11 protein-coding genes are annotated in these 12807 nt (G+C 65.1%); 3 read left to right on the forward strand and 8 right to left on the reverse strand.

Features of this window, described 5'->3' with window-relative positions; all coding sequences use genetic code 11:
* Positions 1–8: 8 nt before the first annotated feature.
* The 5 genes from LCM4576_RS14110 to LCM4576_RS14130 are packed head-to-tail and all read right to left on the reverse strand — an operon-like array spanning position 9 to position 5115.
* Entirely contained in the window at positions 9–1037 is a 1029-nt protein-coding gene (locus LCM4576_RS14110) for a branched-chain amino acid ABC transporter permease (protein ID WP_071032628.1), read from the reverse strand.
* Complete coding sequence (locus LCM4576_RS14115; RefSeq protein WP_116397935.1) at positions 1034–2083, reverse strand: branched-chain amino acid ABC transporter permease; 1050 nt, start codon at positions 2081–2083, stop codon at positions 1034–1036. The genes LCM4576_RS14110 and LCM4576_RS14115 overlap by 4 nt, the downstream gene beginning before the upstream one ends.
* On the reverse strand, positions 2080–3408 hold the full coding sequence (locus tag LCM4576_RS14120) for an amidohydrolase family protein (RefSeq protein ID WP_071032629.1): 1329 nt from the start codon (positions 3406–3408) through the stop codon (positions 2080–2082). Before LCM4576_RS14120 ends, LCM4576_RS14115 begins: the two co-directional genes overlap by 4 nt.
* 52 nt (positions 3409–3460) lie before the next feature.
* Positions 3461–4240 carry an alpha/beta fold hydrolase gene (locus tag LCM4576_RS14125; RefSeq protein WP_071032630.1) on the reverse strand — a complete coding sequence of 260 codons (780 nt, stop codon included), beginning with the start codon at positions 4238–4240 and terminating at the stop codon, positions 3461–3463.
* Positions 4237–5115 (reverse strand): fumarylacetoacetate hydrolase family protein, encoded by an 879-nt coding sequence (locus LCM4576_RS14130; protein WP_071032631.1) that lies wholly within the window; start codon positions 5113–5115, stop codon positions 4237–4239. The genes LCM4576_RS14125 and LCM4576_RS14130 overlap by 4 nt, the downstream gene beginning before the upstream one ends.
* Positions 5116–5336: 221 nt before the next feature.
* On the opposite strand from LCM4576_RS14130, the gene LCM4576_RS14135 reads away from it, so the two are divergent.
* Both LCM4576_RS14135 and LCM4576_RS14140 read left to right on the forward strand, forming a co-directional pair.
* Positions 5337–6008 (forward strand): FadR/GntR family transcriptional regulator, encoded by a 672-nt coding sequence (locus LCM4576_RS14135; RefSeq protein ID WP_071032632.1) that lies wholly within the window; start codon positions 5337–5339, stop codon positions 6006–6008.
* Positions 6009–6377: 369 nt separating this feature from the next.
* Positions 6378–6629, forward strand: coding sequence for a DUF768 domain-containing protein (locus LCM4576_RS14140; RefSeq protein ID WP_040990651.1), 252 nt, complete (start codon positions 6378–6380; stop codon positions 6627–6629).
* Positions 6630–6658: 29 nt separating this feature from the next.
* On the opposite strand, the gene LCM4576_RS14145 is transcribed toward LCM4576_RS14140, so the two are convergent.
* Both LCM4576_RS14145 and xseA read right to left on the reverse strand, forming a co-directional pair.
* Complete coding sequence (locus LCM4576_RS14145) at positions 6659–7777, reverse strand: P1 family peptidase (protein ID WP_071032633.1); 1119 nt, start codon at positions 7775–7777, stop codon at positions 6659–6661.
* Between the two features lie 8 nt (positions 7778–7785).
* Positions 7786–9351, reverse strand: coding sequence for an exodeoxyribonuclease VII large subunit (xseA, locus tag LCM4576_RS14150; protein WP_071032634.1), 1566 nt, complete (start codon positions 9349–9351; stop codon positions 7786–7788).
* Positions 9352–9471: 120 nt separating this feature from the next.
* Here xseA and LCM4576_RS14155 point away from each other — a divergent pair, with 120 nt between their 5' ends.
* Complete coding sequence (locus LCM4576_RS14155) at positions 9472–11682, forward strand: EAL domain-containing protein (RefSeq protein WP_071032635.1); 2211 nt, start codon at positions 9472–9474, stop codon at positions 11680–11682.
* A gap of 2 nt (positions 11683–11684) precedes the next feature.
* Here LCM4576_RS14155 and LCM4576_RS14160 read toward each other — a convergent pair whose 3' ends face one another.
* Positions 11685–12641: a LysR substrate-binding domain-containing protein gene (locus LCM4576_RS14160; RefSeq protein ID WP_071032636.1), complete on the reverse strand. Its 957-nt coding sequence runs from the start codon at positions 12639–12641 to the stop codon at positions 11685–11687.
* Between the last annotated feature and the right edge of the window lie 166 nt (positions 12642–12807).

Raw genomic sequence — 12807 nt, forward strand, 5'->3', positions numbered from 1 at the left:
GTCGGCCGCTAGGGGCCGGCGCGCAAGGACTCCTGGGCAAGATGTGGCTTGATCCTCCCCCACAACCCAAGAATTCCATCCGGCGAGACGAAGACGATCACCAGGAACACCAGGCCGATCAGCGTGTTGAAACGCTCAGCGCCGACAATGTCGATGGCGAAGGTCTGCATCAGTATGACGACGATCGCGCCCACGAACGGACCGATCGGATGGCGCAGGCCGCCGATGACGGCGATGATCAGGATGTCGATCGCCACGTCGACGCCGATCGTGCCGGGCGAAACGCGYCCGTTGAACCAGACCAGAAGCGCGCCGGCCAGCCCCGCGAGGATGYCGGCCAGGAACCAGGCGAAGACCTTGTGCGCGGTGACGTGGTAGCCCAGCGCCCGCATCCTGCGCGGGTTGTCGCGGATCGCCTGCAAGGTCATGCCGAAGGTGGAGCGGGAGCCATAGAGCACCGCCGCGTAGGACAGCATCGCAAGGCCAAGACAGAGGTAGTAGAAGGGTTTCGGGTCCCTCCAGTTGATACCCCAGAAGACCGGCGCGTGGATGCCGGCATAGCCGGAATGGCCGTTGAAGATCGCGTAGTTCTGTTGGGCGAAGTAGAAGGTCGCCGTCGCGATCGCCAGGGTGATCATCAGCGTGTAGATGCCTTCCGTGCGCACCGAGATCCAGCCGATCAGCGCCGAGGACACCGCCGCCGCGGCAAYGGCGAAGGGAACGACGATCCACCAGGGCCAGCCGAAGCCCAACACGCTGGAATTGTTGCTGCCGAGGATGGCGACGGCGTAGGCGGCGATGCCAGCGACCGTGATCTGCGCCAGGCTCAGCATTCCGCCATAGCCGGCCAGCAGCATCAGCGACAGCGAAAGCACGCCGAAGATCATAGAATAGCCGGCGATCTGCGTCAGGAAGAAATCCGACGCCACCAGCGGGTAGAGCAGGAGCGCCGTGCCGAGGATGACGTGACCTGCGCCGATCTTGTCCAGCCAGTTCTGCTGCGGCGCCGCGCCGTCGGCGGCTGTGGCCAGGCTCATCGCGCCTTCCCCATGATGCCTTGCGGCCTAACCGCCAGCGTCACCACCATGATGACGAAGGTAAGCACCACGCCGTAGGTCGGGAAATAGACGAGGCCGATCTGTTCGGCCAGCCCGATGAGCAGCGCCCCGATCGCCGCGCCGGTGATGGAGCCCATGCCGCCGACGATGACCACGACCAGCGAGGCAAGCAGGTAGCGCACGTCTTCGCCCGGCGCGACCGAGAGCGCCGATCCGCCGACGACGCCGGCGAAACCCGCCAGTCCGGCGCCGACCGCGAAGACGATGGCGAACACCGCATGCACATTGACACCGGATGCCGACAGCATGGCGCGGTCGTCGACGCCGGCGCGGATCATCATGCCGACGCGCGTCTTGTTGAGCATCAGCCAGAGCCCGACCCCGATGACGATCGCCGCCGCCAGCACGACCACGCGGTAAAGCGGATAGGTGAGGAACACCGAAGCGCCGTTCGAGCGCACAGCGGTGATGATGGGCAAGGTCAAGGCCCCGTCGAGCCATTCCGGCGTGGCGATCTGGTAGGTGCCGCCGGCCCAGACCGCCAGCATCAGGTCGGCGGCGACGATCGAGATGCCGATAGTGACCAGGGTCTGCCTGAGGTCGTCGCCCTCCAGGCGGCGGAAGACGAAGACCTGCATGACCACACCGATGATGGCGAGCACCGCGAAGCCGGCGGCGACGCCGAGCAGCCAATAGCCGGTGCGGCTGGTGACCTCGTAGCCGATATAGGCGCCGAGCAGGTAAAGCGAGCCGTGCGCCAGATTGATGTTGCGCATCAGTCCGAAGATCAGGGTAAACCCGCTGGCGACCAGGAAATAGAGGCCGGCGAGCGTCAGGCCGTTGAGGATGGCRCTGACGAAGGCCTTCTTGGAGATCAGGATCGCATTCAGCCATTGGGGCCAGACGGCGAAGACCAGCCAGGCGACCGCTGCGACGGCCAGCAGGCCGACCAGGCCCCAGGCCTGGCGGCGCGTCATGCCGCCGCCCGACAGCGACGAGGACGATGGCTGGTCGAGTATGCTCATGCGGTCAGCCGCCGGCGCTGCTCGTTCATGCGCGGCGCCTTATGGAACTTGCCGTCCTTCATAATGGCGAGGATGCGGTTCTTGTCCTGCAGGATGCGCACGTCGGATATCGGGTCGCCGTCGATCAGCAGCATGTCGGCGAGATAGCCTTCCTTGATCAGGCCGAGCTCGTCGCCCATGCCCATGATCTGGCCGCCATATTTGGTCGCGGCCTGGATCGCCTCCATCGGCGAGAAGCCGAGCATCTCGACGAAGGTCTGGATGTCCTTGGCGTTGGTGCCCTGCGGCGTCCAGGCGAAGCCGTAGTCGCCGCCGATCAGGACGCGGATGCCGCGCCGATGCATCTTCTTCATCGTGTCGATGCACATTTCCAGCTCGCGCTCATATTCGAGCGACAGCGGCGAGCCGGGCTTGATGCCCCACTGCTCGGCATGGCGCGYGGTGTTGATCAGCCAGGCGATGCCGGGCGCGACGAAGTGCTTGTCCTTGACCGCCTCAAGCATRTCGAGCGCTTCCTCGTCGGCGAAGGAAGCGTGGTAGATGTTCTGTATCCCGTGGCGGACGCATTGCTTGACCGAGCCGGAAGAGCGCGCGTGCGCCGACAGCACCTTGTTGCGGCAGCGCGCTTCGGAAGCGGCCATGGCGACCTCTTCCTCGGACATCGGGGTTTCCTCCGCCCCCATGCCGGTGATGCTCTCGCCGGAGAGGTTGAGCTTGATGGAATCGACGCCGTATTTGATCAGCTGGCGCACCGTGCGGCGGATCTCCTCCGGACCCGAGACGACGATGCCGAGATTGAGGCCCTCATGCGGGATATGCGAGGGCGCGGAATCGCCGAGGCCGCCGACCGTGGTGATCTCCGGACCGGCCGCGAGGTAACGCGGGCCGGGAAATCGGCCTTGGTTGATGAATTTCTTGGCGACGACRTCGAGCCGCGGCTTGGYGGYGGCCGCGCCCCGTCCAGCGGTGAATCCGGCATCTAGCACCAGCTTGGCCATCTCCATGGTGACCAGCATGTGCTCCTCGATCTCCATCATCTGGATGGGATCGATGCCGGGCGCGTTGTTCCAGGACAGATGCAGATGCGCGTCGATCATGCCGGGCATCAGCGTCGCGCCCATGCCGTCGATCACGGTAGCGCCGCCATTGTAGGAAGACGAYGAGGAGGCGCCGAAGCGGGACGAACCCTTGGTGATCTGCTTGATGCGGTTGCCCTGCACCAGCACCTCGCCGGTGTAGGGATATTCACCAGTCGCGTCGAGCACGCGCACATTGGTGAAGAGCGTGCTTCCCGACCCGTTTCCGGCCCAGCTTTCGTCTGCCATAACAAGCCTCCCAACTTGCCGAGCGCGTAAGTCTACGCCCGATGCGAAATCCTCACCTATCAACCCGTCTCAAAAAATCGGCGAGCCTCAAACTGCTCTCGCGCGGACTTTCCACCGTGGCCCAGTGTCCGCACCGATCGAGCGAGGAGAATACGGCTCCCTTGATCTTGTCGGCAAGCGCCTGGGCGACGCCCGGCGGATTGACCGTGTCGGCATCGCCGGTGACGAGCAGCGTCGGCGCCGAAATCCGCCGCGCATCGACCGCGGTGGCCTTCGCCAGGGCCTCGCAGGTGCGGGCATAGGATTCGGGGTCCTGGCGGGTGATCGATTCCCGCACGAAGGCCGCCGCCGCGGGCGACGTCTCCCTCGTGTGCGCCGAGATCGCGTTGGCGACGATCTGATCGGCGATGTCGGCAATGCCGCCGGAGCGCGCCAGGCGCGCACGGTTRCCGAGCCCCTGCCGGGTTGCCTCGCCCGRCTCGGCCAGGGCGCCGAACAGCGTCAGCGATGTTACCAGCGCGGGCTGCGTCGCCGCGATCTGCTGGCACACGATGGTGCCCATCGAATGGCCGACGAAATGCGCCGACGTCACACCCATACCGGCCATGGCGCGGATCACGGCTTCGCTCATTCCTTCGATGGTGAGCGGCTCGATCGGGCGCGGCGAGCGGCCCGAACCGGGCAGGTCGAGCCGGATGACGCGGTRGCCGGAGAGCGCGCCCGTCTGCGGCTGGAACATGTTCGAGGTTCCGCCGAGACCGTGGATCATCACCACGGCCGCGCCTTCGCCGGTCACTTCCGCGACGACCTGGCCGACAGTCACGGTCGTCATTGCGGCCTCTCCACGAAACGGTTCTCCAGCGTGCCGATGCCGTCGATCTCGATGCGCACGACGTCGCCAGGCTTGAGGTATTTCGGCGGATCGAAACCGATGCCGACCCCGACAGGCGTGCCGGTGGCGATGATGTCGCCGGGCTTCAGCGTGATGCCTTGCGAGAGCGTGGCGATGATAGTCGGGATATCGAAGATGAGCAGCGATATCCGGGAGTCCTGGCGCAGGTCCTCATTGACGAAACAGCGGATGYCGGCGTTGGCGAGATCGAACTCATCCCTGGTGACGGCCCAAGGCCCCATCGGACAGAACGTGTCCTGCGATTTGCCGATCAGCCACTGGCTGTATTTGCCTTGCAGGTCGCGTGCCGTGACGTCGTTGATGATCGTGTAGCCCCAGACGTGGTCGAGGGCGTCCTCCTTCGAGATRCCGCGCCCGCCCTTGCCGATGATGACGGCAAGCTCCGCCTCATAGTCGATCGCCGCCGAGACAGTGGAATCGATCAGCACGCTGGCATGGTTGGGGACGACCGATTCCGGCACCTTTGAGAAGATGATCGGATGCTTCGGCACCGCGCCGGCGCCGGCGCTGGAATCGAAGCCTGAGCGGGCGAACTCGTGCGCGTGCTCGTGGTAATTCTTGCCGACGCAGAAGATATTGCGGCGCGGCTGTGGGATCGGAGCTTCGATCTCCACCCCCGCCAGCGGGATCGGGGAGAGGGTGCGCGGCAGCCCGGCTCCGTTGCGTTCGATCAGCGCGAGCAACCCGGCCTCGGCGCGCTCGACGGGAAGATCGAAGGGGGCGACGGTCTGGGYGGCAAGATCGACCAAGCCGACCCGCCTTTCGCCGGCGAGCGAGAAAGTCGCGACCCGCATGAAGTTCCTCCCGTGAACCAATTTTGAGCCAATTTTCCGCTCTTTTGAAACACGCTAACGTCAATTGGCTTAGGCCGCAAGCCGGATTCTGATTGGTTTCATGAAATAATCCAACGCCTGCGACGCGCAAACGCTGAGATGCTTTCGGCTTGCACGATGGACGGGGGCAAGAAAAGCTGCTATAAATGGTTCACTATTGGATCAGATAGCTGCTGCCAAACATGCCCAAACTGGTTGCCAACGATATCGCCATTGCCCTGAAGAAGCGCATTTCTCTGGGCGAGTGRCTGGAGAACGGCCGCATGCCGCCGGAGCGCGATCTCGCCAGCGAGTTCGGCGTGGCGCGCAACACGGTGCGGCGCGCCGTCGGCATGCTGGAGGATGACGGCACGGTCGTACGGCATGTGGGCCGCGGGACCTTTTTGACGGCGGGCAACCCCGATTCCATGGCCGCGACCGTCGCGCGCATGGAAGGAACCAGCCCTGCGGACATGATGGAGATCAGGCAGTTGCTGGAGCCGGCGGCGGCGTCCTTTGCCGCGACCAACGCAAGCGCCGGCGAATTGAACGCCGTGCGCGAGGCGCACAAGATCGCCTGCGCGTCCCAGGATATGCCGACGTTCGAGCACTGGGACGCGGAATTCCACCACCGCATCTTCGCATGCTCGCGCAACGACTTCCTCAAGGAGATCCACAATCTCATGCGCGTCCTGCGCAATCAGCGGCCGTGGTTCGAGATGAAGAAGCGTTCCTTCTCGGAGGAACGCCGCGCCACCTATTGCAGCGAGCACCAGCTCGTCCTGGATGCGTTGCTGGCGCGCGACTCCGAAGGCGCCAGCGCTGCCATGCTGACGCATCTGAGGACGGTCGAGCGCAATCTTCTGGGGAGGTAGCCGCCCGGATGGCGGAGCCCGAGTCGACATTGCATGAGGATACCACTATATAGCGCCTGCTCCGGCTGAGGCCGGGGCAGCATCGACCGGGAAACTGCGATACGGTTTGTGATACAAATGCGCTGTCAAAGTTAGAAAAAAGCAAGCAAAAACAACAATAGCGGCCTTTTATCGATCCCGGCCGACGATCCMATCATTCTCAATGATCTGAACGTGCACCTCGTCCCCCTCCATTCCTTCGGCTCCGCGTCCCACGGGCAAGATGTCTTGCCGGTCGAGGCCGACTCGGCTCGAATGGGGCATGCATTCTGTGTGGGGGTGCGGACGTTCATGGCTACCAACCGGCTTTGCYGCTAGGGAAGAAGCAATATGAGTGAACATGCGATCGAGTTCCTGCGTGGGTGGATTGGCGAGAAAGTCCAATGCCAGCATTCACCGATCAAGATCGAGCAGGCCGAGACCCTTGCCAAGGAATGCTGCGCCAAGGCCGCCGAGGCAGGCATTCTGCTCGAGGACATCCAGGAAGAGGTCGGCGACATCCAGGAGCTGATCGCGTCGCGCCTCGAGGAAGCCGCCGAAGAGGACACCGGCGAAACGAGTCCCGACAAGCCAGCGGAATAAAGACCGGCCTGGCACGAGCCGGCGGCGCTCTATCCGAATTTTTCGTTCAGCCATTCCTTCGGTAGCGCCGGCACGAAATTGCCGTCGCGTCCTGTCATATCCTCATTGGCGACCAGCGCGTTGAGGATCGCCTCCTCGACGCCTTGCACGACCGCGTCGAAGAACGGGTCGATATCGACGTCGGGAATGAACTCCGCCCGTCCGATGCGCCCCGAAGCGCCAAGCGCCGCCTCCGGATTGGCGGTCGAAAACGCCAGGAAGATATCGCCCGAGCTGTGATAGCCATAGCCGCCGGTCATGGCGATACCGAGCGGCACGCGCCGGGAGAGCCGCTTCATCTGATGCGGCAGGAACGGCGCATCGGTGGCGACGACGGCGATGATCGAGCCTTTTTCGGCGCGCGCCGTCGCCTCGCGGACCACCGGGTCGACAAGCTCCGACCCGATGCGCCGGCCACGAATGGTGAAATTGCGCCGTTGGCCGAAATTCGACTGCACGAAGACGCCCAGCGTATAACGCCTGTCCTGCCACTCAACGACACGCGAGGCGGTACCGGATCCGGCCTTGAAGCCGAAGGTGATCATGCCGGTGCCGCCACCGACGCTGCCTTCCTCGATGGCGCCGCCGATGGCGTTGTCGAGTGCCGCCACCACGTGGTCGGCGCCGACATGATGGCCGTTGATGTCGTTGAGGAAGYCGTCATAGGTCTCGGCCGCCACCGGCAGGCCCCAGCCTGTGTCGAGCGCGACCGGCAACACCTTGTGCATCCAGCGCAGCGTGGCGTCGCGGGTGACGCCGCAGGAATGCGTGTTGGTGATGGTGACGGGGAAGTTGAAGGCGCCGGTCTCCTCGATGATATGCGTGCCTGTCAGCTCGCCATTGCCGTTCTGGCTGAACACGCCGGCGAACACCGGCGTTGCGAGCTCTTGAACCGGCCTTGGCAGGATTGCGGTGACGCCGGTGCGCACCGGCCCGTTGCCGACTCGCAGCGGACCATCGCCGGAAACCAGCGTCGTGTAGCCCACCGACACGCCCGGCACATCTGTGATGGCGTTGAACCGGCCCGGCGTCCCGTCGAGCGCGATGCCGAACGCGCGCAGGCGCGGCTTGCCCGACGGGGTGCGAAGATGCGGGTCGTGGCTGCTCATGGAAACCCTCAGAACAACGAGCCCTGATTGCCCGGCTCCTTGGCCCTGGCGGGCGACTTCGCGGCCAGCTTCGGCCGCGCGCCGCCGGAGGTTGCGATGGCCTCGGCGGTGCCGTCCGCGAATTCCAGCTGCAGCGCTGCGCCCGGCGCCAGTTCCGCGACCCGTTTGACGACAGCGCCGTCGGCATCCTTGACCAGCGCGAAGCCGCGCGCCAGCACGGCCTTGTGCGACAGCGTGGAAAGCAGCCGGTCGGCTTGGGTCAGCGCAGCGCGCAGCCTGTCCAACTGCCGAGCCGCCGCCTGGTCCTGACGCCGTGTCAGTCCGGCCAAGGCGTCGTCCTGCTGCCTTTGCCTTCTCTCGATCGGCGCCGGCGATAGCCTGACTTGGGTGCGTTTGAAACGCGCGCGCCGCTCGCGCACGATGGCGAAGAAGGCCGCGCGGGCACGCGCGATGTCGCGGCCGGTCAGCGTGCGCGCTTCGTTCAGGCGCCGCGACAGGGTCGCCGGTGTCAGCCTTTGYCGCTCCAGCGTGGCCCGCTTGCGCTCGATATTCACCGTCAGCCCGCGGCCGAGGCGGCTGGTCGCATCGTCGAAACGGCGGCGCGGCAGCGCCAGCAACTGGTCGGGCGAGGGGAGCGCGCGTGCCGCGGCCCGGACCGCCTGGCGCTTGCGCTCCAGATGCCGCGAGGCGCAGGCGTTGAGCCGCGCGCCGAGGCTGGCCAAGGTTGCCTCCAGGTCCGCCCTCACCGGCACGGCGATCTCGGCCGCGCCCGTCGGCGTCGGCGCGCGAATATCGGCGACGAAGTCGATCAGGGTCGTGTCGGTCTCGTGCCCGACGGCCGAGATCACCGGGATGCCCGAGGCTGCAACCGCGCGTGCCAGCCCTTCGTCGTTGAAGCCCCAGAGGTCTTCGAGGCTGCCGCCGCCGCGCGCCACGATCAGAAGATCGGGCTGGCGAATGGGTCCGTCCCATGTCAACGCGTTGAAACCGTTGACGGCTGCAGTCACCTCTTTGGCGGTCGTCTCGCCCTGGACCCGCACCGGCCAGACCAGCACATGGAGCGGGAACCGGTCCTTGATGCGATGGATGATGTCGCGGATCACCGAGCCGGTCGGCGAGGTGACGACGCCGATGACTTTTGGCATGAACGGCAGCCGCCGCTTGCGGCCGGCGTCGAACAGGCCTTCGGCCTGCAGCCGGCGCTTGCGTTCTTCGAGCAGCGCCATCAGCGCGCCGGCGCCCGCCGGCTCCAGATTGTCGATGACGATCTGGTAGTTGGATTTGCCGGGGTAGGTCGTCAGCCTGCCGCTGGCGATCACCTCCATGCCTTCCTCGGGGCGGAATTTCAGCCGCGCCATGGTGGTTTTCCAGACCACGGCGTCGATCCGCGCGCGGTCGTCCTTCAACGCGAAGTAAGCGTGGCCGGACGAATGCGGGCCGCGATAGCCGGAAATCTCGCCACGCACCCGCACATTGCCGAAAGYGTCCTCGACAGTGCGCTTCAGCGCGCCGGAAATCTCGCTCACCGTGTATTCGGTGGCGTTGCTGCGTGATTCGGTTGCTGTTTCACTCATTTGGCGATTGGGGAGCGCTTATCGGCCCGCGTCAAGCGCGGAGAAACCTCGCTAATATTATAACGCGATTTTAAGCCAGATTTGCTTTGACTGGCGGCACAAGAGCCGGCCAGGGACGCGATGAGCGCACGCCACGACAGCAGCCCGTTGACGCGTCAGGTCACGCTGACCGTGCTGACGCTCGCGGCTTTCGCCTTGGCCATCGTCTTCGGCTTCGTCTTCTACGTTGCCGGCCAGGCCGATAACGCCTCGCTCGAACGRCAGAAGATGTTCATCGCCGATGGCCTGCAGGACCAGATCGCGGCCGTCGAGCGGGAGCAGGAAAGCGTTTCGGTCTGGGACGATTCCGTCGTCAACGCAAAGGCCGGCAACCAGGCCTGGATGGCCGACAATCTCAGCGTCTGGATGTACACCTATTACGGCCATAACCGGATCTACATTCTGGATGGCGCCAACCGTCCGATCCACGCCATGCGCGAGGGCAAGGTGGTCGATACATCCGCCTATGGCGAGGATCGGCCCGTCCTTCTCCCCACCATCGAAAAACTGCGCGGTATCCTCGCGCGACCGCCCGAAGCCGACACGTCCGGCCAGCCCGTGAAGGCGGTCGCCGAGGATCTGGTGTCGCTCGACGGCAAGCCGGCGATCTTGAGCGTCATGCCGCTGGTGCCGAGCTCGGACAGGATCGCTCAGGCGCCCGGCACCGAATATCTGCATGTCTCGGTCGAATTCATCAGCGACGCGGTCATCGGCAAGATCGCCGGAAAGTATCTGCTCGAGGGCGCGCGTCTGGTGCCGTTGTCCGAGCCGGTGGGCCCGGCTGCCGTGCCGCTGGTGGATGCGCGCGGCGTGATCCTCGGCTATATCGGCTGGGACCAACTCCGGCCCGGCCTTGCTTTGGTGCGTAAGATCGCTCCTGCCTTGGCGATCGCRCTGCTCCTGGCGGGCGGCGTGCTGGTGTTCCTGCTGCGTAGGTTGCGTCGCGCCTCGGCCGCGTTGCAGACAAGCCAGGACCAGGCGCAATATMTCGCCTTCCACGACACGCTCACCGGCCTGCCCAATCGCGCGCTGTTCGAGGACCGCTTGCGGCGCACGCTGCTCTTCGCCAGCCAGGACGGAACCCGCGTGGCGCTGCTTTACCTCGATCTCGATCGCTTCAAGCATATCAACGACACGCTCGGCCATCCGGCCGGTGACGAGCTCGTGCGCCAGACGGCGGCGCGGCTCAGRCACACGATCCGCGAAGTCGATACCGTCGCCCGGCTCGGCGGCGACGAGTTCRCCATCATCCTGCTCGACGTTCCCGACGCCGGAAGCGCCAAGGATATCGCCGAAAGGCTGCTGGCGAAGCTGCGTCAGCCGTTCCGGCTCATCTACGACCAGGTCTTCGTCAGCGCGAGCGTCGGCATCGCGCTGTCGTCCGGATCGGAGGCGGACGCGGACGACCTGCTGCGCAAGGCCGACATCGCGCTTTACGAGGCCAAGAAGAACGGTCGCGGCCGCTACGAGGTGTTCGCCGGCGACATGGACGATCTCCTGTTGCGCAAGCGCAAGGTCGAATCGGAACTCCGCAAGGCGCTGGAGGGCGAAGGCGGCATAAAGCTCGCCTATCAGCCGGTTTTCGCGGCCGACGGCTGCCGGATTCTCGGGGCCGAGGCGCTGATCCGCTGGGGGCATGAGGTGCATGGCGCCTTGCCCGCGGCGCAATTCATCGCCATTGCCGAAGAGCGCGGCCTGATCGGCGATTTGGGCAAATGGGCCCTGAGCGAAGCTTGCCGCTTCGCCGTCAGGACCGAACTGCCCTGGGTCGCGGTCAACATCTCACCGATGCAGTTGCGCGATATCGGCTTTGCCGAACAGGTCTCCGCGGTCCTGAGCGAAACCGGACTCGACCCCTCACGCCTGCAGCTCGAGACCACCGAAAGCGTTCTGCTCGAGCACAATGACACGATCGGCACGGTGATTGACGCGCTGCGCCAGTCCGGCGTGCGCATCGTGCTCGACGATTTCGGCACCGGCTATTCCTCGTTGAGCTATCTGCGCCGCCACGCGATCGACAAGCTGAAGATCGACCGCTCCTTCGTGCGTCTGCTCGACGAGGACGAAAGCGCCCGCGCAATCGTCAAGACGCTGATCGAGCTGGCGCTGGCGATCAAGGTCGAGGTGACCGCCGAAGGCGTCGAGACCGAGGCGCAAAAGGCCTTGCTGGTCGGCATGGGTTGTCGCCAGATGCAGGGCTATCTGCTGTCGCCGCCGCTGGAGCCCGGCCAGTTGCTTGCGCTGCCCGGTGTCTCGTCAGCCGACCGGGAGCGTTCCGTGGCTCGGGCCTGACGTTACCATCCAGGCATGATCTGGTTCGCCTTGACACGCTTCATCTTGGCGAAGRCGAGCGCGGCGAAGTCGAAGCTTCCCGCCTCTTCGCTGACCGGCACGGAAATGTTGTCGAGGCTCTCGGCGATGTGGCGGGCCAAGGCGTCGACGATCTCCGGCTGCGACGTCTGGCCGCGCATGATGCCGATGCGGCAATCCGGCAACTGGCCGAAGCCGTCGGCCTCGCCGAGCACGCGCATGCCGGGCCTGAGCGCGCATTCCGGCAGCACCGAGACCGCCAGGCCCGAAAGCACGGCCGCGGTGATGACGGTGGCCGAGAAGCTGGAGAACAGCACACGGTAGTCGCGGYTCTGCCGGTCGAGCACGTCGACCGCGGCGCGTCGCCAGATGCAGTTCGGCCGGCCGAACGCCATCGGCAGGGTTTCCTGTTCATGCGTGGCGTGATTGGCCGAGGTCACCCACAAAAGCGGCTCGCGCCGCACCACTTCCGACTGGYCGCGCGTGTCGTTATGCGTCACCAGCGCCAGGTCGAGATTGCCGCGCTTGATGTGCTCGACCAGCCCCGGCGTCGGCTCGCAGACGACCGTCAGCTCGACGCGTGGGTTGGAGCGCGAGAAGCGCGCCATGATCTCGGGCAGGAAGCGGTCGGCATAGTCGTCCGGCGTGCCGATGCGGATCGTGCCTTCGAGCCGCTGGTCGTCGAAGGCGGCAAGCGTCTCGCGGTTGAGATAGATCAGCCGCCGCGCATAGGAAAGCAGCCGGTCGCCCTCCTCGGTCAGCTTGTTGGTGCGGCCATCCTTTTCGAACAGCGGCTTGCCGATCCGCTCCTCCAGCCGGCGCATCTGCATCGACACGGCCGACTGCGTCCGGTGCACTTCCTCGGCCGCGCGGGTGAAGCTTCCTGTGTCGGCAATCGAGATGAAGGTTTGCAACTGATCGAGGTCGAGCGGCGCTTTCATCGGTCCAACCTATCATTGATGTTGATGCTAGAGATTAAAAACATTCGTTGGATTAATCAATCGCGCGATGGCAAATTGCGAATGTCCACATGACAGCATGTGTATCGAGACCGGAACGGCGCTTCTCCCAGGCGCCGATTGCATGGTTTCGTCCGCTCGACTCCTG

Origin of the sequence: Mesorhizobium sp. LCM 4576, assembly GCF_001854815.1 — a bacterium.
Taxonomy (GTDB): domain Bacteria; phylum Pseudomonadota; class Alphaproteobacteria; order Rhizobiales; family Rhizobiaceae; genus Mesorhizobium; species Mesorhizobium plurifarium.